Source organism: Microvirga terrae, from assembly GCF_013307435.2.
GTDB lineage: Bacteria > Pseudomonadota > Alphaproteobacteria > Rhizobiales > Beijerinckiaceae > Microvirga > Microvirga terrae.
In genome coordinates this window covers 817,236-839,075 of sequence record NZ_CP102845.1, presented here as the reverse complement: position 1 = coordinate 839,075, position 21,840 = coordinate 817,236, and the positions used below count along the sequence as shown (strand labels likewise).

28 protein-coding genes are annotated in these 21,840 nt (G+C 63.5%); 3 read left to right on the top strand and 25 right to left on the bottom strand.

Going from position 1 to position 21,840, the window contains the following annotated elements:
* Window positions 1–109 precede the first annotated feature (109 nt).
* From HPT29_RS03975 to HPT29_RS03965, 3 genes are all read right to left on the bottom strand, one after another.
* Window positions 110–523, bottom strand: coding sequence for a response regulator (locus tag HPT29_RS03975; protein ID WP_173950098.1), 414 nt, complete (start codon window positions 521–523; stop codon window positions 110–112).
* Between the two features lie 79 nt (window positions 524–602).
* A complete protein-coding gene (locus HPT29_RS03970; protein ID WP_173950097.1) occupies window positions 603–1,025 on the bottom strand; it encodes a response regulator in 423 nt (140 codons plus the stop codon).
* A 46-nt stretch (window positions 1,026–1,071) separates the two neighbouring features.
* On the bottom strand, window positions 1,072–1,494 hold the full coding sequence (locus HPT29_RS03965; protein ID WP_173950096.1) for a response regulator: 423 nt from the start codon (window positions 1,492–1,494) through the stop codon (window positions 1,072–1,074).
* 181 nt (window positions 1,495–1,675) lie between these two features.
* On the opposite strand from HPT29_RS03965, the gene HPT29_RS03960 reads away from it, so the two are divergent.
* On the top strand, window positions 1,676–2,131 hold the full coding sequence (locus tag HPT29_RS03960) for a response regulator (RefSeq protein ID WP_259060468.1): 456 nt from the start codon (window positions 1,676–1,678) through the stop codon (window positions 2,129–2,131).
* 76 nt (window positions 2,132–2,207) lie between these two features.
* On the opposite strand, the gene HPT29_RS03955 is transcribed toward HPT29_RS03960, so the two are convergent.
* Window positions 2,208–3,878 carry a methyl-accepting chemotaxis protein gene (locus HPT29_RS03955; RefSeq protein WP_173950094.1) on the bottom strand — a complete coding sequence of 557 codons (1,671 nt, stop codon included), beginning with the start codon at window positions 3,876–3,878 and terminating at the stop codon, window positions 2,208–2,210.
* Window positions 3,879–4,066: 188 nt separating this feature from the next.
* Between HPT29_RS03955 and HPT29_RS03950 the strand changes: the two genes are divergently transcribed.
* On the top strand, window positions 4,067–4,669 hold the full coding sequence (locus tag HPT29_RS03950) for a hypothetical protein (protein ID WP_173950093.1): 603 nt from the start codon (window positions 4,067–4,069) through the stop codon (window positions 4,667–4,669).
* A 77-nt stretch (window positions 4,670–4,746) separates the two neighbouring features.
* On the opposite strand, the gene HPT29_RS03945 is transcribed toward HPT29_RS03950, so the two are convergent.
* On the bottom strand, window positions 4,747–5,421 hold the full coding sequence (locus HPT29_RS03945; protein WP_173950092.1) for a transglutaminase-like cysteine peptidase: 675 nt from the start codon (window positions 5,419–5,421) through the stop codon (window positions 4,747–4,749).
* A 341-nt stretch (window positions 5,422–5,762) separates the two neighbouring features.
* Window positions 5,763–5,900 carry a hypothetical protein gene (locus HPT29_RS03940; protein ID WP_173950091.1) on the bottom strand — a complete coding sequence of 46 codons (138 nt, stop codon included), beginning with the start codon at window positions 5,898–5,900 and terminating at the stop codon, window positions 5,763–5,765.
* A 170-nt stretch (window positions 5,901–6,070) separates the two neighbouring features.
* Here HPT29_RS03940 and HPT29_RS03935 point away from each other — a divergent pair, with 170 nt between their 5' ends.
* Window positions 6,071–6,451 carry a hypothetical protein gene (locus tag HPT29_RS03935; RefSeq protein ID WP_173950090.1) on the top strand — a complete coding sequence of 127 codons (381 nt, stop codon included), beginning with the start codon at window positions 6,071–6,073 and terminating at the stop codon, window positions 6,449–6,451.
* Here HPT29_RS03935 and HPT29_RS03930 read toward each other — a convergent pair whose 3' ends face one another.
* From HPT29_RS03930 to HPT29_RS03840, 19 genes are all read right to left on the bottom strand, one after another.
* Window positions 6,452–7,237 (bottom strand): DUF1217 domain-containing protein, encoded by a 786-nt coding sequence (locus tag HPT29_RS03930; RefSeq protein WP_173950089.1) that lies wholly within the window; start codon window positions 7,235–7,237, stop codon window positions 6,452–6,454.
* Between the two features lie 38 nt (window positions 7,238–7,275).
* Window positions 7,276–7,836: a hypothetical protein gene (locus tag HPT29_RS03925; RefSeq protein WP_173950088.1), complete on the bottom strand. Its 561-nt coding sequence runs from the start codon at window positions 7,834–7,836 to the stop codon at window positions 7,276–7,278.
* Between the two features lie 82 nt (window positions 7,837–7,918).
* Entirely contained in the window at window positions 7,919–8,803 is an 885-nt protein-coding gene (locus HPT29_RS03920; RefSeq protein WP_173950087.1) for a flagellin N-terminal helical domain-containing protein, read from the bottom strand.
* A 640-nt stretch (window positions 8,804–9,443) separates the two neighbouring features.
* Window positions 9,444–10,295: a CheR family methyltransferase gene (locus HPT29_RS03915; RefSeq protein WP_173950086.1), complete on the bottom strand. Its 852-nt coding sequence runs from the start codon at window positions 10,293–10,295 to the stop codon at window positions 9,444–9,446.
* Entirely contained in the window at window positions 10,292–11,407 is a 1,116-nt protein-coding gene (locus HPT29_RS03910) for a protein-glutamate methylesterase/protein-glutamine glutaminase (RefSeq protein WP_173950085.1), read from the bottom strand. The genes HPT29_RS03915 and HPT29_RS03910 overlap by 4 nt, the downstream gene beginning before the upstream one ends.
* Window positions 11,408–11,411: 4 nt before the next feature.
* On the bottom strand, window positions 11,412–11,795 hold the full coding sequence (locus HPT29_RS03905) for a response regulator (protein ID WP_173950084.1): 384 nt from the start codon (window positions 11,793–11,795) through the stop codon (window positions 11,412–11,414).
* Between the two features lie 53 nt (window positions 11,796–11,848).
* Window positions 11,849–12,298, bottom strand: a complete 450-nt coding sequence (locus tag HPT29_RS03900; RefSeq protein ID WP_247654767.1) for a hypothetical protein — start codon at window positions 12,296–12,298, stop codon at window positions 11,849–11,851.
* Window positions 12,295–12,597, bottom strand: coding sequence for a flagellar protein FlgN (locus HPT29_RS03895; protein ID WP_210812787.1), 303 nt, complete (start codon window positions 12,595–12,597; stop codon window positions 12,295–12,297). Before HPT29_RS03895 ends, HPT29_RS03900 begins: the two co-directional genes overlap by 4 nt.
* A 101-nt stretch (window positions 12,598–12,698) precedes the next feature.
* Window positions 12,699–13,196 carry a rod-binding protein gene (locus tag HPT29_RS03890; protein WP_173950082.1) on the bottom strand — a complete coding sequence of 166 codons (498 nt, stop codon included), beginning with the start codon at window positions 13,194–13,196 and terminating at the stop codon, window positions 12,699–12,701.
* 51 nt (window positions 13,197–13,247) lie between these two features.
* Complete coding sequence (locus HPT29_RS03885) at window positions 13,248–13,646, bottom strand: hypothetical protein (protein ID WP_173950081.1); 399 nt, start codon at window positions 13,644–13,646, stop codon at window positions 13,248–13,250.
* Window positions 13,647–13,650: 4 nt separating this feature from the next.
* A complete protein-coding gene (fliR, locus tag HPT29_RS03880; RefSeq protein WP_173950080.1) occupies window positions 13,651–14,403 on the bottom strand; it encodes a flagellar biosynthesis protein FliR in 753 nt (250 codons plus the stop codon).
* Window positions 14,400–16,475: a flagellar biosynthesis protein FlhA gene (gene flhA, locus HPT29_RS03875; protein ID WP_173950079.1), complete on the bottom strand. Its 2,076-nt coding sequence runs from the start codon at window positions 16,473–16,475 to the stop codon at window positions 14,400–14,402. Before flhA ends, fliR begins: the two co-directional genes overlap by 4 nt.
* A gap of 123 nt (window positions 16,476–16,598) precedes the next feature.
* Entirely contained in the window at window positions 16,599–16,865 is a 267-nt protein-coding gene (locus HPT29_RS03870; protein WP_173950078.1) for a flagellar biosynthetic protein FliQ, read from the bottom strand.
* A gap of 2 nt (window positions 16,866–16,867) precedes the next feature.
* Window positions 16,868–17,263 (bottom strand): flagellar hook assembly protein FlgD, encoded by a 396-nt coding sequence (gene flgD, locus HPT29_RS03865; RefSeq protein ID WP_173950077.1) that lies wholly within the window; start codon window positions 17,261–17,263, stop codon window positions 16,868–16,870.
* Between the two features lie 15 nt (window positions 17,264–17,278).
* The gene (gene flbT, locus HPT29_RS03860; RefSeq protein WP_173950076.1) at window positions 17,279–17,701 is read right to left on the bottom strand and encodes a flagellar biosynthesis repressor FlbT; all 423 of its coding nucleotides are present in this window, start codon (window positions 17,699–17,701) and stop codon (window positions 17,279–17,281) included.
* On the bottom strand, window positions 17,698–18,045 hold the full coding sequence (gene flaF / locus HPT29_RS03855; protein ID WP_173950075.1) for a flagellar biosynthesis regulator FlaF: 348 nt from the start codon (window positions 18,043–18,045) through the stop codon (window positions 17,698–17,700). The genes flbT and flaF overlap by 4 nt, the downstream gene beginning before the upstream one ends.
* A gap of 15 nt (window positions 18,046–18,060) precedes the next feature.
* A complete protein-coding gene (locus tag HPT29_RS03850; protein ID WP_173950074.1) occupies window positions 18,061–19,119 on the bottom strand; it encodes a flagellar hook-associated family protein in 1,059 nt (352 codons plus the stop codon).
* Window positions 19,120–19,122: 3 nt separating this feature from the next.
* The gene (gene flgK / locus HPT29_RS03845) at window positions 19,123–20,589 is read right to left on the bottom strand and encodes a flagellar hook-associated protein FlgK (protein ID WP_173950073.1); all 1,467 of its coding nucleotides are present in this window, start codon (window positions 20,587–20,589) and stop codon (window positions 19,123–19,125) included.
* Window positions 20,590–20,610: 21 nt separating this feature from the next.
* Window positions 20,611–21,819, bottom strand: coding sequence for a flagellar hook protein FlgE (locus tag HPT29_RS03840; RefSeq protein WP_173950072.1), 1,209 nt, complete (start codon window positions 21,817–21,819; stop codon window positions 20,611–20,613).
* Window positions 21,820–21,840 lie beyond the last annotated feature (21 nt).

The following is a 21,840-nucleotide window of genomic DNA, read 5'->3' as shown; positions in this document are numbered from 1 at the left end:
CGCTGCGCCTCGCCGCATCGGGATGGCCGGGACGAGCCCGGCCATGATGGGGCGGTGTGACCGTACGTCCGACAGGTTGGGCAGCCATGACGCCCCGGTGAGGCAGGCCTCAAGATCCCTGCGCGACGCTGCTCTTGGGTGTCGCGGCCATCGCTTGCGTGAGCGCCGCCACCAGATCGTCCGGCATGATCGGCTTGTGGAGGAACGTGGCATTGGGCGGCAGGTCGCCGGGTTCGGGGGCGGTCTTGCCGGAGATCACCAGCACGCCCACCTCGGGCCAGCCCTGGCGAACCAGACGCGCGAACTCGAAGCCGTCGATGGAGCCCGGCATGTCCACATCCGTGAGGACGACGGAAATGTCGGGGCGCGTCTTCAGCAGCTCGAAGGCTTCGTCGGCGTCCTGCGCCTCGACGACCCAGAACTCCGCCTCTCGCAGAATGTCGACCTGCGTGAGGCGAACGAGCGGCTCGTCTTCCACGAGGAGAACGACCGGATGTTTCACGATTCGGCGATGCGGTTTCATGCTCCAGGAAACGGGTCTGTTCCGATCGAGTTCCCTTACGTCACATGAGCGTGAGCGTTTCGAACCCGTCTGAGAGCTCTCAAGCCCGCTTCGCCTTCGCCGTGAGCTGCCGGATCCGATCGACCACGTCCTGCGACGGATAGGGCTTCTTCAGCAAGGGGCCCGCTTCGCAGAGCGTCGCGGCGATGTCGGCCGATCGCTCCGCCCCCGAGGTGAGGATCACCTGCGTGCCCGGCTTGTTGGCGCGGACCCACCGCGCCAGCCCGAAGCCGTCCATGGACCCGGTCATCTCGACGTCGCTGAACACCACGTCGACCGACACCTCGGGTGACTGGAGGATCACCATCGCCTCTTCGGCGCTCACCGCCTCATGGACCCGGTAGCCGCATTCGCGCAGGTAATCGGCGATGACGAGGCGGATCAGAACCTCGTCCTCCACGACGAGAACGGTCTGGAGGGAGGAATCGGCCTCGGCCGTGATGTTGGTCGAAAGAGTGCTCACGGCGTGCTAACCGCCGAGCTTTTGCCTTTGTTCCACGGGCCCCTCTTCAGGGTGGGTCGGGCCAGTTGAGGCTGCGCATGACGAGGCCGACGACCTGGGACGCATGATACGGCTTGCGGATGAGAGGCCCGAGATCGCCCAGATCCGGGCCGTCCGGACCGGGGGTCCCGGAGCGGTCTCCTTCGGCAGAGGCGAGGATGATCCTCATGGCCGTCTGCCGGGCGCCGAGAAGCCGGGCCGTTTCGGCGCCGTTGTCGGATCCCGGCAGATCGAGGGCTACGAAGAGAAGCTCGATCCGGACCGCATCGAGCACCGTGAGGGCCTCTTCGGCGGAACCCGCCTCCAGAACCTTGAAGCCCGAGCCGCGCAGTTCATCGCTGACCAGGCAGCGGATGCGCGCATCGCCTTCGACCACGAGGATGGCGGGGGGTGTCCGGCGTGGAAGAGCCGTGACGGATCCAGCGTTCATTCTTGCCCCTGACGCGATACAATACGCCAACAACGTGCGTCTGACCGAAGGGTTCTCCTGCTCAAGGGTTCTCCTGCGTCAGGCCGGGATCTCGCCCCGACCGGCTGGCCTTGGCAGACGGAACCGTCTATCAATGGCCACGTTTCGTTTTTTTGGCCCTCCTCCTTGCCCCATCGGTCCCGTGTCTGATCCGAAACCCTTAGGCGTCATTCTCCTCGTGGAAGACGAGCCGCTGGTGCGGCTGGTGGCGGCCGACATTCTCATGGAGGCGCATTTCCGCGTGATCGAGGCGGCCGACGCCCAGGAGGCCCTGAGGGTCATGCAGGCGGAGGTCGGCGTGGACCTGGTGCTCTCGGACGTGGAAATGCCGCCAGGCATGAACGGCTACGATCTGGCCTGGGAGATCCACCGGAACTGGCCCTCGACGGGAATCCTCATCACGTCGGGCCGCGAGTGGCCGCGGGCCAACGACCTGCCGCCGGGCGCGGCCTTCCTGGCCAAGCCCTTCTCCCCTGCCGCCCTGGTGTCTCATGCGCTGGCCGCGGCCGAGAAGGCCCAGGCCGCCCGTGCCCAGCGTCCAGGCCTGCCCGGCGAGGCCGCCGACGGCGCGGCTCCGCCCGTTCCGAAGACGGCCTGACCTCCCACGAAAAGAGGGCACGGCGTCGATGCGCCGTGCCCTCTGATGGGTTCCAGGTGAGAGCTGCCGTCCGCCTTCAGGCGGCGCGCACGCCCTGGAGAAAGCCTTCGACCTCCCGGCTCAGGGCCGTCGAGTTGGAGGCCAGCTCGCCGGCCGCGGCGAGCACCTGGGAGGCGGCCGAGCCCGCATGGGTGGCGGCACCCTGGACCTGGACGATGCTCTCGCTCACGTCCTGCGTGCCCCTCGCGGCCTCGCTGACATTGCGCGCGATCTCCTGCGTGGCGGCCTGCTGCTCCTCGACGGCGGCCGCCACGCTCGTGGCGATCTGGTGCACCTCCTCGATGGTGTGGCCGATGTCCCGGATGGCGTCGACCGCATCCCGGGTCGATTGCTGGATCTGATGGATATAGGCCGTGATGTCCTCGGTGGCCCGCGAGGTCTGGTTGGCGAGCTCCTTCACCTCGGAGGCCACCACGGCGAAGCCCTTGCCGGCCTCGCCCGCGCGGGCCGCCTCGATGGTGGCGTTGAGCGCCAGCAGGTTGGTCTGGCTCGCGATCGTGTTGATCAGGGCCACGACCTCGCCGATCTTCTGCGCGCCGTCCGCCAGGGTCTGCACGAGCTGGTTGGTCTTGCGGGCGTTCTCCACGGCCCGGGCGGCCGCGACCGACGTCTGCGACACCTGCGAGCCGATCTCGCTGGATGAGGCGGCGAGCTGCTCCGCCGCGGCCGCGACGGCCTGCACGTTGCTGGAGGTTTCCTCGGCGGCGGCCGCCACCGAGTTCGATTGCTGGTTGGTCTGCTGCGCGGTCGAGGCCATCGAGCGCGCGGTCGCCTCCATCTGCTGGGCCGCCACGGTGAGGTGCTGGACGAGGCCGCCGACGCTGCCCTCGAAGCTCTGGGCGAGCGACATCATCTCGATCCGGCGGCGCTCGACGGCCTGCTTCTCGGTTTCGGCCTGCGCATGACGAAGGGTCTCGGCCTCCTGCATGGCGCCGGCGAAGACCTGCGTGGCCTTCCAGATGTCGCCGATCTCGTCCCGGCTCGCCTTGGCCTGCGGTAGGTTGTAGTCACCCGAGGCGAGGCGCTGAATGGCCTCGGTCACGCGCCGCAGGGGCTGGGCGATCTGCCGGTGTCCGACGAGCCATCCGATGAGCAGCGCGATCACGGTGCCGGCGAGCGCGATCGACACGAGCAGCATCAGGCGCTGGTCGTAGAGCTCGGCCGCGCGCCGGTTGACCGCCTCGATCTCTTCGCTGCCGCGCTTGGTCAGGGCGTCGATGCTGACCTGGAAGGCCTTCCGGTTGGCCCGGTTGGCATCGGTGTTGCCCTGCGCGTTCGCGGCGGTCGGCGAGACCTCGGCGCCCAGGCGGACCGTCTCGGTGCGGAACGCCTTGAACTCCGCCGCATCCTTGACCACGGCGTCGAACAGGGCCTTGCCGTCGCCGGGCACGATGGGCTCCCACTCCTTCAGGAGGGTGTCCATGTCCTTGAGGGTCGCGGCGAGCCCGTCGCCGAACTTGCGCGCCTCGGCCGTGTCCTTCGACGCGTAGATGCCCCGAGCCTCCATGACCACATGGGTCACCAGCCGGTTGAGGCGCTCCCCGTAGAGGGCCCGGGTGGCCGCGAGCCGGACGTCGTCCACGGCCTGGTTGTAGGTCTGCAGCGTGCTGATGCCGACGGCCGCCGTCAGGACGGCGACCAAGCTCAACGCCGCGACGAGCGCGAAAATCTTCGTTCTAATCTTCATGATCACCCCGATCGGCCCAGGCCGCTGCAACATCCTTGAAATCACGCCATGGTATGCTGCCGATGCTTGCGCGAGGCTTGTTCTTGTTCCTCAGGGGAATACGGCCAAGTTTCTCTGCGTCAGGTGACGGAATGTTAAGCATAACCCCATAGGAATGATTCCACGCGATTCTCAACGTGGCGGGTCCCATGGGCATTCGGTTCGACAAGGTATTGGAGCAGGTAGCCAGAGCCGGAACCGTCAAGGGCCCTGTCTCCACGGCCGAGCAGCGGGAGCGCAAGGTCCAGCGGATCGAGGAATCGATCCGCGCCCGCGAAGCGGTGGGCGACCGGATCGTGATGTGCCTGGGCCTCGCCCTCACCCTGTCGGCGATCGGCCTGCCGGTCTATGCGCTGAACTTCAGCGACGGCTACACCTACATCAAGACGGCCGTGACGGACAATGCGGTCGGACGGGCCGTTGCCGCGAGCGTGACGCGCCCCGCCGATCCGAACCCCGCGACGACCGGCTCCCTGACCCGGAAGGATGTCGAGCTCTCGGCCGGCCACAAGGGCGACGCGGCCGCGCAGAGCGCCGACAGGCGGGTCCAGTTCCAGCGCTACGTGATCCACCGCGCCACCGGCGGGTCGGCCCTGATCGAGGGCCCGGAAGGCCTCTGGTGGGTGACGCCCGGAATGACCCTGCCCGGGATCGGTCAGGTCCTGTCCATCGAACGGTCCGATGCCGGCTGGGTGGTGCTGACCACCGAGACCATGATCACGCAATCGCCCGGATCGCGCGCGTCGAGCTAGCGCCGCAGCCGAGACCGGGAGGAAATCCGGCGCGCGGCTTCGTTCGCATGCGGTGGCGCGCTTGCGCTGTCTCGCGACTACTTGGCCGCCGTCACCGTGGGTGCCGCCTGGTTTCCGAGCCAGACCCAGGCCGCGCTGTCGGAGCCTTCCCGCTTCACATAGCGGTAGCCCGTCTCCTGCCAGGACAGGACGGCGTTGCGCTTGTTGTCGAGGATGTAGTCGCCGCGATCCGTGCGCACCATCATGACCGCGTGGCCGGCACCGATCTCGTCGATCACCACGGTCATGCGCAGGGCCCGCTGCGGCAGGCCGGCCTGGGTGAGGCGCCGGCGCTTCAGCAACTGGATGTCCTCGCAATCGCCGAGTCCGTCATCGGGAAAGTCCCAGCGATCCGCCACGCCCCAGTGATCCTGATCCGTGACCGGCAGGATCTCCTTGTTCACCTGCTCGTTCACGTCGACGATGGTCTTCCAGGTCGACTGGTCGAGAACGATCGTGTCGGGCTCGGAGGGATTGTGCGCGCATTCCTGCGGCTGCTGTGCGCAGAATGCCAGCCAGGCCGGCGTCGGACCGGCCGCTCCCACCGAGGCCAGAGCATCGCCGGACCCGCGCGTGGCCCATTGCGGGAGTGCGAGAGCCGGCGCGGCGGCGCCGGCCATGACGGACAGGGCGGCAGCAACACTCGCCGAAGCGAGGAGGCGATCGAGGCGTCGACTGCACCTCGCCAGTATCCTGAGAGAATTCCCGCACATGCCCCGCACCTGTTCAGCATTGTTCTTTTGAATAAAGCTGTCAGCCGCAGGCGCTCGGCGCAAGCGCGAACTCGTCGCAAGATCACGAAGGATCCGCCAGTGTTGACTTCCAGCAACAGGGCAAGCATTCGGCCGCGGATCGTGCTGCCGACCTCTCTGAACGTAGAGGGAAGATCAGTATTCGCGCGACTTCAATTCAACCGAGCCGCTTCGACCCCGCGGCGCACATTCGGCAAGGATGACGTCGCGCAGATGCGCGATGAATGCGATCGCTGACGGCGGCTTCAACGATGACCGACGCCGCAGGATCGGCGCTCCCATTCTTCAAGCCGTCGTATCATTCAAGAGCGGCTCTGCGCGAGGCTGCGATGTCTTGCCCAGTGCCTCGTTCTCTTCGACGAAACCATGAGGCGAACGACGGGCGTCCCGATCAGCCCGACCAGGGATGCCGCGACAACCGGCACGAGAATGACAGCCACGGATCTCTCCTCATCCTTCGGAGGTAACCCCTTCTCTATGGCATCGCGAGCTTGCCCGAACCTGACGCCGTGCTCTCGGGATTTACTACAATCCCAGGAAGAGCTTCGGTTGCGCCGGGTCGCGCCTATAATCAGGCGCAGAAGCGATTTCGAATTTCTGGGAGATTGGTGTGAGAGCGCTCTTCGTGACCCTCGCGGCGGCCATCGGCGCCGGCGGCTGCGTGCCAACGACCCAGGAAACGCTCGCCCTGTCGTGCTCGGATTATATCGGCAAACCCATTTCGGCGCGCATCGCCGCCTGGGGGCCGCCGCGGACCGTCTACAGGATCAGCCCGACCCAGATCGGCTACATCTTCGAGAGCCGGCAGACCGCCTATGTGGGCGGCGAGCCCTATTACACGGTCAACTACCTGATCGGCGCCGACAAGCACCACGCGCCGGTGCGCAAGCTCACGACAATCTGCAGCGGCGTGTTCGTGGTGAACGCGCCCACCGATGCGGTGCCGCTCTCGGAACGGACCATCGTCGATGTCGTCGTCGCGAAGGGATGATCAGAAGCCGCCGAGCCTGAGCTTCGAGATGCTCATCATCAGGTCGACGCTGACGCCCGCTTCCGCGGGCTCCGAGAACAGGGTCAGGACTGGAGCCGCCGTGGCCGCGCTGACATTGTTCATGTCGTACATGGCGGAGAAGCGCTGGATCAGCTTGTCGACCTTCTTGGGATCCTGGAGGTCCTTGACGTTGATGTGCTTCTCCAGGTTGCGGACCTGCAGGTCGAGATCCGCCTTGGAGGCGCCGGTCGGGATGTTGAACGTGGTCTGCACGAACTTCAGAATCGCTTTGTCGCCCAGAAGCCCCATGGTGGTGGTGATGCTGGACGCCTTGCGTTTGAAATAGAGAGCGATCCGCACCCCCTCGTTCTGCTCGCCTTCCTTCTTCTCGAGCGTATACTCGTAGTACCGGCTGACGGCTTTCGTGGTGGCGCTCGCCTGGGACGTCGCCTTGTCGCCCTTGGCGGCGAAGTCGAAGGCGGCGGCGAACTCCTTGTAGCGCGAGTCCGTCATCTTGTTCGCCATGCTCTTGGTATCCGTGATCCCTTCGGTGAGCACCTTCTTGACGAAGGCCTTGGCGTAGATCATGTCCTCGAGGCCATAGGCCTTCATGGCATAGCTGTACAGGCGGTAATCCTTCATGAAATCGTCGATGGTCTTCACCTTCGAGATGTTCGCCAGGTAGTACTCGGTGTCGCGCTTGACCATCGCGTCGTTCTGGGTGAGCGTCTTGGTCAGCGCCGTGTTGGTCTGCAACATCTGGTAGCGGGTCATCGTGCTGATCATGGTTCACTCCTTCGGCCCGCATCGCCGCGGGCCGCGCATCAATCCTGAGCCGTTGCGATGGTCCGGCAATCCTTCGCGAACCGCTCGGCGACCGCCTTGGTCTCGTCGGGCACGAGGGCGAACGTCACGCTCATCGGCTCGAGGCGGTAATTCGCAAGCTCCACGATAAGGGTCTGTGCTGTCGCGAGGCTTGCCACTAAACCCATGACCTCGCTCTCGCCGCGCAGCTGCCCGTAGCGATCGCGGTAGATCCAGGGGGCAACCTCCGGCGGGCGATCGTCGAGCCAGTAGACCGTGCTCCGTCCCCGCGCATCGCTCGGGCCGAGATAGGCGCGCTGCGTCACGGTCGCCGCCATGGCGACCTGCAGCGGCTCGCCTTCCTCGGCGGCGACCCGCGTGCAGGAGAACCAGAGGGAGCTCCCCTCCCCTCCCCGGACCTGTGCCAGCGCCCGGTACGGAAGTCCGCTCTGGTCGGTCTGGAGGGCGTAGTTCCAGGTCCGGAGCGAATCCGTCGCCGAAAGAGCAGAAAGGTCAGGGACGACCAGCCCGAGCGTGCCCGCGAGCACTAGGACGGTCGTGCGGTGAAATGCATTGAACATGGCTCAGCGTTCCGCGAGCGATCCAAAAAGAAGGCCCCGCCTTTCGCAAGACGGGGCCTCATGGTCACCGATCAGGAGGCTCTTAGTTGAAGAGCTTCAGGATCATCTGGCTGTTCTGGTTCGCGATCGAAAGCGACTGCACTCCGAGCTGCTGCTGCGTCTGCAGGGCCTGCAGGCGGGTCGAAGCCTCGTTCATGTCGGCGTCGACCATCGCGGAGACACCGTTCGTCAGCGAGTCGGACAGAACCTCAATGAACTTGGACTGAGCTTCGATCTGGTTCTGAACCGCACCGAAATCCGCTGCGAGTTCACGAACTACCTTGAGAGCATCATCGGCAAGACCCATAGCAGTCGCAATAGAACCAGTTCCGGCCGGAGCATCCGGGGCATTGATGTCAGCGAGATTGATCAGACCGTCGAGTCCGGTAGCGGTCGCGGAAAGGAGATTGACGCTGGCGGGACCAGAGATCGACGTAAACGTCTTCTCGCTATAGCCGGTCACAACACGCAATGCATCACCGGCAGTCGTAGCGTCGCCGCCAGTCAGGAGGTTCACACCGTTGAAGTTCGCTCCCTTCACGAGACCGTCGAGAGTCTTTCCGAGGCCGTCGAGGGCCTTATTGATTTCAGCGTAGCCAGCAGCTGCCGTCGGAGCCGTGCCGTCGACGTCTTTCGCCTGAGTGAGCTGCTCTTTGATCTTCGTGATGGTTTCGACAACCTGGGAAAGCGCAGCGGTGGTCGTCTTAACGAGAGCCGAGTTCTGCTTCAGCGAGTCCTTGACGGTGCCAAGCACGCTGTTGTCGGACTTCATCTGCGTCGACACCGACCAATTGGTCGCGTTGTCGGCAGCGGTGGCGACCTTCAGACCCGTCGAGATCTGGCTCTGCGTCTTGCTCAGAGCGCGCTGGGTGTTGTTCAGGTTCTGGAGAGCGGTCAGCGCGCTGGAGTTCGTGAGAATCGAAGACATGTGCTTCTTCCTTGAATGATGTGAGATTTTTTCAGGGAATGTCGGATTTTAACCGACCCAGCGGAGTGGCTTCATGCCTCGAGACGACCTCGATCCGCTGCTCACATGGCATCCGGGCTTTTACCGGCAAAATGGAATGGCATCATGCCTGGCCTTCATCGGAAGGCGTACCATAGTGCTTTCTTGAGCACCCGAAGCGATGAGCGCTTCGTCGGCGGTGCTTGTGCTTTCTGTTTACTGAGGGGTGTCCGTTGCGTCAAGCAGAAAGAGATCGATTTTCGCAAAAATTGTTGTGTTTACAGTTTGTTAACTATGACGGCCCGCTCTGCGCGGCATAAAAAGAGCGCCCGACCCTCGGGGTAGACGCTTCCGGCGATCACGCTTGTTTGGAACGCGACTCTGCCCCTTCCGTCGTCATCACCGGCCTTGTGCCGGTGATCTCGATGCCGTGAGGCGCTGCGTTCCACCGCAGCGGGATGGCCGGGACGAGCCCGGCCATGACATGGGGAGGGTGTCGGCCCCGAGGGCGCCGGACGGCCGGGACAGGCCCGGCCATGACGCGGGAGAGCTCACTGGCGCAGCGTACGGGAAATGAAGTCCACTTATCGCTGACGCTACCCTTTCGGGCCCTTACGACGCTCTACCGCGCGCCGATGGCGACCATCTTCGGGGCACTCGCCACCGGAGACTTGGAGTAGAGCCCGCGATGGGCCGGATCGAGGGTCAGGGCGTCCGTGACGCCGAGCACGGTCTCGGACGCTCCGAGCAGGAGCGAGCCGTCCGCCGCCATGATGGTGGAGATCCGGCGCAGAACGTCCGCCTTGAGAGGCGCGTCGAAATAGATCAGCACGTTGCGGCAATAGACGATGTCGAACGGGCCGAGGCGGCCGAAATCGTCGAGCAGGTTGAGGTAGCGGAAATCCACCATGGCGCGGATCTCCGGGGCGATCTGCCATTGGTCGCCCACCTGCGTGAAGTACTTCACCAGGAGGCGGATCGGCAATCCGCGCTGCACCTCGAACTGGTTGTAGAAGCCGGCCTTCGCCTTCTCCAGCACCTCGGTGGAAATGTCGGACGCCACGATGTCGATGTGCCAACCCGGCATGCGGGCGGAGGCCTCCTTCAGGAGCATTGCCAGCGAATACGGCTCCTGGCCGCTGGACGCCGCCGCGCACCAGATCCGCAGCCTGCGGCTGGTCGCCCGCTCCTTGATATACTTGGGCAGCAGGACGTCCTGGAAGAGATCGAACGGTGTCTTGTCCCGGAAGAAGAAGGTCTCGTTCGTCGTCATCGCCTCGATCGTCGCCTTTTCGAGCGCGATCGCGCGGCCGGTCCTGATCTCCCGCACGAGGTGCGAGAGGGTCTCGAGCTTGAAGCGCGTGCACACGGACGAGAGGCGGCTTTCGACCAGGTAGCGTTTGTCGGGAGACAGCGCCAGGCCGGACCGGGCCTTCAGGAAGACGCGCAGGGCTTCGAATTCGGCCTCGGTCATTTCGACGCTCCGGTGATGAGGCCCTTCAGGGAACGGCCGATGGATTCCAGGGGAAGGATGTCATGGGCGAGGCCCGCCTTCACGATGCTGCCCGGCATGCCCCAGACGATGCTCGTCGCTTCGTCCTGGGCGATCACGGTCGCGCCCGCCTTGGTGAGGAAGCGCGCGCCCTGCGTGCCGTCCGAGCCCATGCCGGTCAGCACGACGGCGAGCGCCGAGGCGCCGTAGATGGCGGCGGCCTCGCGGAACAGCACGTCGACGGCCGGGCGGCAGAAATTCTCCGGCGGCCCGTCGTTGAGACGGATCGTCGTTTTGCCGCCGGACGACACCACGCCCATGTGCCGTCCGCCGGGAGCGACCAGGATCGTGCCGGGCGCCACCACGTCTCCGTCACGCCCCTCGCGGGCCGGAACGGACAACAGCGTCTGCAGGTGCTCGGCGAAGACGGCCGTGAACATCGCCGGCATGTGCTGGACGATCAGCACCGGGATGGTGGCCAGCGCCGGCTTCAGATCGAGGAGCACGCGCTCGACGGCGCGCGGACCGCCCGTGGACGACCCGATGAGGAGGCATTGCGGCCTGGTGGCGCTCGGCCGCGCAAGCGGAGCGGGCGCCGGGGAAACGACGGTCGGCGCGGGCGCCGCGAAGGTTCTCGCCGGGCGGGCCTTCGTCTCGCCCAGGGCCCGGAGCTTGTCCACGAGGTCGCGGCGGAAATCCGCCGCCGCGCCGGCCGCGCGGGCGCTCTCCGGCTTCGCCAGATAATCGACAGCGCCGAGCGAGAGGCATTTCAGGGAGATCTCGGCGTTCCTCTGGGTGAGGGTCGAGATCACGATCACCTTGCTGGCCGGATGCGCCTTCAGGATCATCGGCAGGGCCGCGAGGCCATCAACCTCCGGCATCTCGATGTCGAGCAGGATGATCTCGGGCTTCGAGCGCTCCGCCGCATCGACGGCCATCCGGCCGTTCGACGCGGTCGCCACGATGTCGAAGCCGCCGGCTTCCGTGAGCCATCGGCCGATCATCCCGCGGATCACCGCGCTGTCGTCGACGATCATCACGCGGGTGAGGCGGCCAGGAGCGGGGCCTGTCTGGGATAAGGGAGAATGGGACATCGTCTCACGCCGAATGCGTTGCTGAAAGAACACCGAGCCCCTGGAGCTTGGCGGCGAGGATATCCTTGTCGAACGGCTTCATGACATATTCGTCCGCGCCCGCTTCCAGCGCACGCGTGATATGGTCGAGGCCGTTCTCCGTCGTGCAGAAGACCACCTTCGGGGACCGGCCTTCCGGCGTGCTGCGCAGCGCCTTGAGGAAGCTGTAGCCGTCCATGACGGGCATGTTCCAATCGAGGAGGATCACGTCCGGCATCTCGTTCTGGCAGGCTTTGAGGCCCGCCTCCCCGTTCTCGGCTTCGGAGACGCGACAATCCAGGCTCTCGACAATGTCGCGGGATACCTTTCGGATTACGCGGGAGTCATCAATGATCAGGCAATAGGTCATCAAAAAATTCTTTCCAGGCGTCGCCGCCCCGCCGCACCGGGTCGACCGGCGCGCTAGGAGCGGATGTCGGATTTGTCCACGAAGTTGAAATTCTCGACCAGGATCTCCTTGACGATCTCGGCCCCCAGGCGCTTGTTGATCTTCTCGCGGACGCTGCCGATCATGCCGTTGACGTTGTACCGGGAGAGTTTCTTGAAATCGAGCGTCTCGTCGGCATAGACATGGCGGAAGATCTCGTCCTGGATGAAGGCTTCAGGCGGCACGGAGATCTCGCGCAGGGTCTTGGCATCCGCCGTGAAGACGAGATTTGCGATCACGTAGCCCTGCACGGCTCCTTCCGCGACGATCGGGATGTTCATGGGCGGCAGCTTCTTGTACTGCAGCCCTTCGTAACTTCCCTTCTCCTCCGCGGGCGCCTTGCCGACCGTCCAGGTCACGGCCGCATAGCAGGACGCCAGCGTGACCGCGCAGACCCAGAAGCCCGCCATGACGTTCTTCATCATGCGCCGAAGCCCGCCTTGTTCATGTGCACCGAATATGTGCTGTCGGATTCAGCGCTCTGGATCGCCGTCGAGATGATGCTCGCGACCTCCTGAACGGCCTGCATGTGGCGCCGCAGGATGTCCTGGTTGGTCTCGATCTTGGCCTGGAGATCCTGCAGCCGCTTCGTCGCCTTCTGATCGAGCGCGTGGATCTCGGCCGTGCGGACGATCCGGCTGATCTCGAGCAGGCATTGGCTCTTGCGCCGGTTGAACTCGTCCAGGTTCGACAGGTCGCGCGCCATGAGAGCAGCGGTTTCCATGTCCAGCGTTTCTTCGAGTCGATCCAGGGACTTCATCAGCATCATGGTGGTTCCTGTTTTCTGGCGACGGTCGGACGCTCTTGCCGTCGTGCGCTCTGAGGTCAAATCTTGGTCGAGAACGGCGGGATCGGCCGAGGAGCCGGGATGTCGGAGGACGGTCCGGTCACCCGGGATCCGAGGACATGCTGCGCGATCCCGATGCCGCCCGCCTTCGAAATCTGCGCGCCGATCTGCTCGGCCATCATGGATTTCCAGATAGAGCCCGCATTGCCCTTGCCGTAGGTGTTCTCCGCATCCTTCGGGAGCATGGATTCCACGAAGGTCTGAAGAATATAGGCCTCGAACTCCTGGTGCGCCTTCTTCGACCGGGCGGCGCCGGCCGACTCGGCGTCGTTGCGAAGCGAATTGCGCAGGGTATAGACATCCGCGCCGGACGCCATGAGAGGCTGGCCGGCCACTGACTTCACCGCGTCCTCGAAGCTGGCTCCGTCCACCGCGGACGCGCCGTCGAGGAGCTTCTGCGCGGCCGCCTGGTAGCGTGCGGGATCCGCCGCTCTTGCGACGTCGTTGACAATATCGGAGGGCGGGCTGATCGCCATCTCGCATCTCTTCAGGTTTCTAAACTCGAGGCAAGGTGTAACCCGGCTAGCTTACGGGAAGCTTGCGCTGCCGCCTTTTGCAAGCCCTTCGAGGATCGTGGCGAGGTCCTTCTTTTCGGCCTCGCGGCGCTCATGCCCCTTCAGGCCGGTCAGCATCTTTTCCGTGCGCTTGGCCTGCATGGCCCGATCGATGGTCATCGCCTTCTGCACCGTCTTCGCCTTGTCCACTTTGCTCGCCTGGGACGCCAGCCCCTGCAGGCGCTTGGCCGTGACATCGACGAAAAGCCCGTGCAGTGTCTCGTGATCGTTCATCGTCCGGATGAGCGTCTCCTGGGCGGCCTTGAGCTCGGTCGACTCCCGCTCGAGCGTAGCGAGCCTCAGCTCCGCTTCCTTCTGGAGATGCTGCTGGACCTTCAGGATACGTTCGATCTTGCGAACCCTCTGCTTCATGGGCCTATCCGTTCCGAAGCCAGGTTGAGAATGCCTCCATGAAGAGGAGCACGTAATCGCTGGCGGCGAAGTACACGATCAGCAACCCGCCGACCATGACGAAGGGGGTCGCCAGGAAGTACACCGGGATCTGGGGCGTGAGCTTGTTCGTCAGCCCGACCGCGAGATTGACGATGACGGAATAGAGGATGAAGGGGCTGCTGATCCTCAGGGCAAGCACGAACGCGATGCCGATCTGGTCGACCAGCTGCGTCAGCGACAGCCTCGTGCCCAGTCCCTCGCCCATGGCAAGCCGCGAGTAGGAGTCGACGAGGCCGCGAAACACTTCCCAGTGAAGATCGGAGAGGAACAGGACGGCCGTTGCCACCATCATGATGAACGAGCTGATCGCAGGAAGGGGCTCCGCCTCATCGATCGGGGTGCCCGGCATGCTGAAGCTCAGCGCCATCGCGACGGCGCTCAGCATGGATTGCAGGGCGAAGAAGTATACGCGTCCCAGCAGGCCGATCAGGATTCCGGTCAGGAGCTCCGAGCCGATATAGACCAGGACGGCCGCAGGCGCCTGGGACGCGATGCCGGCCTGAACCTTATCGAGAAGGACCGGAGCCAGCGCCAAGCTGGTGGCCAGGCCGATGAAGAGGCGGACTTGCATCGGAATCCGGCTGCTCGAGAATCCGGGCGCCATCATCAGGCATCCGCCGATCCGGCAGAAGATCAGGAAGATCGCCAGCAGGATCTCGGGTGTCAGCTGGCTCACGAGATCGTACCAAGCGAATTGACCTCCACGCCGCGGGCAATTTCGAGATGCGAGAGAACCGGCAGGGACGAGAACATGCGCTCGATGATCATGCGCACGTAGGGGCGCGCATCCGGCGCCGTCACGACCGCGAAGGTATGAACCTGACCCATGCGGGTCTTGATGGCATCGGACGCCTCGGTCCCGAACTGTTCCACGAGCCGGGGATCGATGTCGAACTCGACCACGTCGCCCTTGGCGTCCCGCTTCAGGCTTTGATGGAATGCGATGTCCCATTTGTTGCCGAGCCTGAGGACGTTCAGAGCGCCGCCCTCAGCGAGATCGCCGCAGATCTGCTGGGCGATCCGGACCCGCACATGCTCCACCAGCTGCTCGGCTCTGCGGGCATGGGGGGCGATCTCGGCGATCGCCTCGAGGATGAGGCTCAGGTTGCGGATCGAGACCCGCTCCGCCAGCAGGAGTTTCAGGACCGACTGGAGCCCGGAATAGGAAATCTGCGAGGGGCAGATGTCGTCGAGCAGGCGCTTGTACTCGGAGTCCAGGCCATCCAGCAGATTGCGCACATCCTTGTAGGACAGAAGCTGCGGCAGGTTGTTGCGGATCACCTCGCTCAGGTGAGTGAGGAGGACCGACGCTCCATCGACGGCCTGGAATCCCTGCCGCTTGATCTCGCTCAGATAGACATCCGACACCCACATGGCCTTCATGCCGAAGGCCGGCTCCCGCACTTCGTCACCCGGCACGTCGGGCATCGGTCCGTCGCCGAGCACGACGAGAAGATCGCCCGGGCGAACTTCCTGCGTCGCGATGACGGTTCCGTGGATTTTGATCTGGTAGCTCTTGGGCGGGATCATGAGGCTGTCGGAGAGCTTCACGTCCGGCAGCACGAAGCCGTAATCCTGAGCGAACTTCTTGCGCATCTTGCTGACGCGATGAGCCAAGTCCCCATGGGAACTGGTGAGATGGGAGGCCAGATGCTTGCCCAGGCAGAGCTCGATCTCAGCGAGCTTCAGGGATTCCTTGACCGTATCCCGGGACTCCAGAAGGGTCTTCTGCTGTTCCTGCGCGAGCTTGGCCTGAGCCTTTGCTTCCTGCTCGGCTCTCTGTTTGGGAATCGAATAGGCGATGAAGCCCATGCAGCAGCCGAGCACCAGGAACGGGAGCATCGGCAGGCCAGGCACGATCGCGAAGACGAACATCAGAGCGGCGGCAACCATGAGGGCCCGGGGATAGGCGCCAAGCTGCCCGAGCACGGCCTGCTGTGCCTGTCCTCTCGTACCGCCCTTCGACACCAGAAGGCCTGCGGCCAGGGAGACGACGAGCGCCGGGATCTGACTGACAAGTCCATCACCCACGGAGAGCTGGACGAAGACGTCGGCGGCCTTGGACAGAGGCATGCCATGGCGCGTGACCCCGATGACGATGCCGCCGAAGATGTTGACGGCGATCGTGATCAGGCTCGCGACGGCCTCGCCGCGAACGAACTTGGAGGCGCCGTCCATGGATCCGAAGAAGGCGCTTTCCTCTTCGAGCTCACGCCGGCGTTTCTGAGCGTCCTTCTCGTCGATGAGTCCGGCCGACAGATCGGCATCAATGGCCATCTGCTTGCCGGGAATGGCGTCGAGCGTAAAGCGCGCGCCCACTTCCGCGATACGGGTTGCGCCTTTCGTGATCACCAGGAAGTTGACCGTGATCAGGATGATGAAGACCACGATGCCGATGACGAAGTCGCCGCTCATCACGAACTGCGAGAAGCCGCTGATCACGTGGCCGGCCGCGTCGACGCCTTTATGGCCGTCGGACAGGATGAGACGGGTCGACGCGATGCTCAGCGCAAGTCGCAACAAAGTTGCGATGAGGAGGACGGTAGGAAAAGCCGAGAAATCGAGGGGCTTCTGGATCCAGAGCGCCACCATCAGAATCAGGACGGAGAGGGCAACCGAGAGGGCGAGGCCCATATCGATCGCAATCGGCGGGATCGGAAGAAAGAGGATGGCGAGAATGCCGACGACCGCGCCGGCGAATGCCAGGTCTCTGCCACGCCCCGGGGCTGTCACTTCACTTGCTTCCATGTGCCTGCCAGCTCAACGAATGAACGATCAGACAGACACATGAACCACGAAGCTTGCGCGAGGGTCGCTCATTCGCCCGGACAGGGAATTCCGCAGCGCATCAGTCGATCGCAAGACCAGGAACTAGAACCCTGTTACAATCTTGCCGTAGACCAGTTCGGTGAAGGCAAAGATCTGCGATCCGACGAAGGAAGCGGTGACGAGCGCGACCACCAGAATGGCGATGATCTTCGGGATGAAAGTGAGGGTGACCTCCTGGATCTGCGTCAGCGCCTGAACAAGCGCGATGACGATGCCGATGATCATTGCGGCGGCAACTGCCGGCCCTGCCGCAATGATGACGGTCCAGATGGCTGCCCGGACAAGCTCCAGGGCATCGACCTCGTTCATCGTCAGCTCACCACGATGCCAGGCCCGAGGAGAATCTGTTCTCCGCCCTTGAGCTTGGCCACCGCGCCGTCGCTGGCGATCGTGACGGACAGGACCTCGCCGGAGATCTTGCCGTCAGCGGTCGAGACAGTGCGGCCAATGACGCTGTCGGCCTGGGCCCATGTCGAGGACGAAAGCAGCGCATCGAGCTTGGAATTGCTCTTCACGGTCTGCTCGACCTGGGAGAAGGTCGCGAGCTGGGCCATGTAGTCGGTCGACTTCATGGGCTCGGTCGGATCCTGGTTCTTCATCTGCGTGAGCAGCAGCTTCAGGAAGTTGTCGTAGCTCGCCGTCGAGGACGTCTCGGTCGCGGCCGTCCGCTGCGTTGCGATGTTGTTTGAGATTGAGGAGACGTTCATCGTGGGGCTCCTGAATTAGGCTGCCTGAACCGCGGCGGCTTCAGCGGGTGCGGAGGGATGAGCCTCGATCGGCTCGAACAAGGTGCGGATGAGCTTCAGCGCATCGAACGTGCGGTCCGCTTCCACGAGGTCCCCGACCTTGCGAAGCGAATCCTTCACGCCTTCATCGGTCGCGACCGTGATCAAAGCATCGTGCAGTTTGCGGAACGCGCCCGTGACCTTGCCGGCTTCCTGAGGGTTGATCAGGAGCGACTGCACGACGAAGTAGAGCTGGCGCATCGGAGTCGTCGCATCCGTGACCTGGAGGACATGGCTTTCCAGGAGGAAGCGGGCCTCGTTCAGGAGGCTCAAGGTCACCTTCTGACTCACGGTGAGAACGGCGCCGTTGATGAAGATGCGCTCCCCGGCCTTCAGGGAGAATCTCATTTTGGCTTTCATCTCAGGCCCTCCTGGATCATGGTGTTGATATCGATAAGCGCGTTCAGGTCGTTGTGCTCGCCCAGCGCTACGCGGCTGGACTCGCGCATGACCCAGAACCCTATCGAGATGAGCTGGGCTTTAAGCTTGTCGGGCAACTCGTTGTCGGGATGCGCCAGGTCCTGGACGAAGGCTGTCCACAGGCGCTGGAGGAATTCCATCGCGTCATTCACCTCGGGCGATCTGGAAGGCCGCCCCTCGGCAGCCTTCAGGAGTCCGATCGCACGTTCGAAGACCTCATATTCACGCTGCCGGCATTCTCTAGGAGCGTCTTCGACAACTTCTGCATATGAAAATCGATACATCGACTCAACCCGATACTAGAGATAGTTGATGAGGCTCAGCTGCTTGAGCTGAGCAGTCAGGGAGTAGGAGGTCTGGATTTGCGTCATGAGTTGATCGACACGGACCTTTGCTTCCGTGGGGTCGACGGCCTCCAACCCTCCGATGCGTTCGTCGAAGATCGACTTCTGCAACTCCATCCTCTGGTTGGCGGTCTCGGTTCTCGCCTGTGCTGTTCCGATCCCCGCCTGGACGTCGATCAGGCCGCTGATGGCTGTCGAAAGCACCGCGATCGCCTTCGTGAACACGACGTTTCTCGCTTCGGGACTGAGCGCCTCGATCCCGAGGTCGAAGACCATTGCGTATGCCATGGCGATCTGACGGACGGGCGTTGAATTCGCATTGGTCGATGTCTCGACCTTCTCCGTCGGCGAGATCAGGCTCTGGATGTTCTGGTCCGATGCATTGGAAAGCTTGTTCCAGTCGGCACCTTCGAATATCTGCTTGAACGGCCCGTCCAAGAAGGCCTCCATATCGGTGGCCGAGATCCCGGAGGCGAGCGGGTTGTTCTGAGGAAAGCCGAAGCCGCCCGATGCCGCAGGCGCGGAGAATGCGGTCGCAACCACCCCCTTGAGCGAGACCGGGCTGCCGCCGGCATAGTCGTTGGCCGGCGCCGCCTTCGTGTTGATACCCCCGAAGATGAACTGGCCGCCGATCGAGACATTGAGGTTTCCGATGAGGCTGCTCATGTAGGCCGCGGCTTGGCCCTTGACCGTCTCGACGGGAGGGTTGGCCGGCAGTCCCACCAGGGCATCCCGGAACTTGGTGGCGCTTTCGCGAATCCCGTCCAGGGCAGACGTCGTCGTCTTGAGGCGCTGGATGGCCAATCCGTTGCTGCTGGTCAGCGTGTCGATCTCAGTTCGCTGCTGGCGCAGGGACAGCGACTCTCCGACCTTGTATCCAAGAGCGAGCCCGACATCCGCATGCCGGCCTGTCGTCAGCTCCGTGTTGGCCTTCGTGAGGCTCTCCTGAAGCCTGTCGAGCGACGATCGAGGGGAGTTCCACAGCGTCACCGTCGAGATGAATGTCGTCTTCATGCCCTAGCCCACCGCGTTTAGGAGCGTCTTGATCATTTGATCGATCACCGAGATCAGCTTCGCGGAAGCCGAGTAGGATTTCTCGAGCTGCAACATCAGGGCGGTTTCATCATCCTCATTGACATCGGTTGCGTTCGAGAGCGCTTCCGATGCATGTCCCAGAAGAGTATTCCGGTAATTCAGCGACTGGTCGGCGCTCTGACGCGAGGACTCGACCCAGCTGGCGGATCCCTGAGCAAATTCCCGCAGGGACACCGTCTCTCCCAGACCGAGTGTTTTATCGAACGTCCGCTCCTTCGAAATCTCTCCGACAAGTCCGTACAGACGACCGGAGAAGGCCGCATTGTCCGGATCGGGATTATAGCGGTAAGCCGCGCCATTGATCCCGCCATCGCGAATGTTCGCGAAGGTTCCAGTTGCGCTCTTCGTGGGATCGATCTCGTCCGTGACCCTGATCAGGCCTGCCAGACCTGTCGTCGCCGGCGGTGCGGGAACGCTGGTTGCGCCTGCAACCGTGAAGACACCCGGGAGATCGGGCTTGGATGCGTCGGTCTGATGTTTCTCAGCAAAAGTCTCGATGAGGCCGCGCGCGAGTTCGTCGAGCTGCCGCTGGTATGTCACGGCGACATCGTCCCGCACCGCCACCAGCCCGACGAGGTTGCCGGAATTAAGAGGCATCAGGGCCTCCGCACCGGTCACCTGAATGCCGTCAATGTACACGGCCTTACCGGTTGTGCCGGGAGCGTAAACGTTTGTCTGGTCGAACTTGACCTGCCTGGCTGTCTTGTCGAACAGCGGAACGCCACTATCGGTATAGAGGGCAATGTCGTTGCCGGCACGCGGCACAACAGTCACGCCGATTTCCTCGGACAGCTGAGCGATCAGATTGTCCCGGGTGTCCATGGCGTCGGTGACGTCGGCCCCGAGGGCTGAACCGCTCACGACCTGCTGGTTAGCCTTTTCGAACTTCGCCAGAAGGTCGTTGATGCGGGCGACGGAGTCCGCAATCTTGCCGTCGGCTTCCAGCCGGATGGCCTGAACGGCCGATGTGGCCTGATTCAGACTGGATGCCATGTTGGTGGCCGCCGTGACGAAGGCCCGGGCGTACTGCGAATTGTCCGGAGCATTGGCATATTGCTTGAGGGCACTGTCCAAGGCTCCGATGCGGGCGGCGAGAGACTCGTCGAGTTCCGTGTCGCCCACGGTTTGGCTCAGTTTCTCCAGCCCCTCCAGCAGCGCCTTCTGAGTTGCTGCGTCGGACGTAGTCTCGAGCATTTTCGACAGCAGCGCCGCATCGCTTGCTCTCAACGTCACGACGCGGGCCGCGCCCCCTTGAGTCACCAGTGCCGCGATCTTGCGTGAATAGCTTGGATCGGACGCGCCGGTGATGTTGCGTGAGACCGTCGCCATCTGCGATTGCGACGCCAGGAGCGATGAACGCGCCGTGTTGTAGGCTACTGACAGAGACATGGATCAATGACTCTCTAACGATTACCGCTTCAGGTTCATCAGGACGTCGAGCAGTTCGGATCCGGTCTGGAAGACCTTCGAATTGGCCGTGTAGCTGGTCTGAGCCTCGATCATCGCCGTCAGCTCGGTGCCGATATCGACGTTCGACCCTTCGAGGGCGCCCGACGCGATCGACCCGAAGCCGGACATCTCCGGGAAGCCGACCTGGTAGCCCCCGGATGCGGCCGTCGTCTCGTAGACGTTGCCGGCGCGCGGGCTCAGGTTGTCCGGGCTCGACACGTTTGCCAGGGGAATCCGGTAGGCGCCGACGCGGGTTCCGTCTTCGTAAACGGCATAGACGGTGCCATCCGAAGCGAACTCGACGTCCTTCACGGCGGACGGCGCATTGCCGTTGGCCTCACCGGTGACGTTGTATTCGCCGGCGAGTTGCGTCATGCCCGCCATATCGAGGTCGAATGTCTCGCCGCCTGGGATTGTGAAACTCAGCACAGAAGAGGGCACATCGAGTTGACCATCCCCATCGAACTTCAGGACCATCGATGGTGTGGCAGGAACCAGCGGTTCGGAGCTCGTGCCATTGCTGACAGCAATAGTCCACTCGGTCGCACTCGTCTTCGTCAATGCGATGTCGATTTTGATCGGGTTGCCGACCTTGTCATAGACCTGCAGCGACGATTGCTTGCTGACAGTGGCCGGGGGAGCAATAACAGGCTCGCCGTCAGGCAGGTTGCCTTTGAACGACCCCTTCGTCGACCCGCTCGCCTGCATGGCGAAGGAGGACATGTTGACCGGTTCGACGCCGTCGAGGCTGTTCAGGGAAGGATTGACGGCCCCCGCCCCAAGCTTGTAGCCCATGAGCGTGAAGCCATAGGCGTTCACGAGATTGCCCGTCCGCCCGTCCTTCACGAAATTGCCCGCGCGGGTCAGGTATGGAGATCCGCTCGGATCGGTCACCACGAAGAAGCCGTTGCCAGAGATGGCAAGGTCGGATGCCGAGGTCGTGTACGCGATCGGGCCCTGGTCGGCGATCGTGTAGCGAACCCTGCTGGTGACGGAGCCGGAATTGTAGTTGCCTTCGCTCGACGGAAGGATGAGGGACGAGAACTCCGTCGAAGCTCGCTTGTATCCGGTCGTGCTCGAGTTCTGGATGTTCTCCGCAACGGTACCCAACTTGTTCGACTGAGCGTTCATGCCAGAAACGCCGCTACGAAGAACGCCATAAAGACTCATCTAAAGCTCCTACGGTTTCAA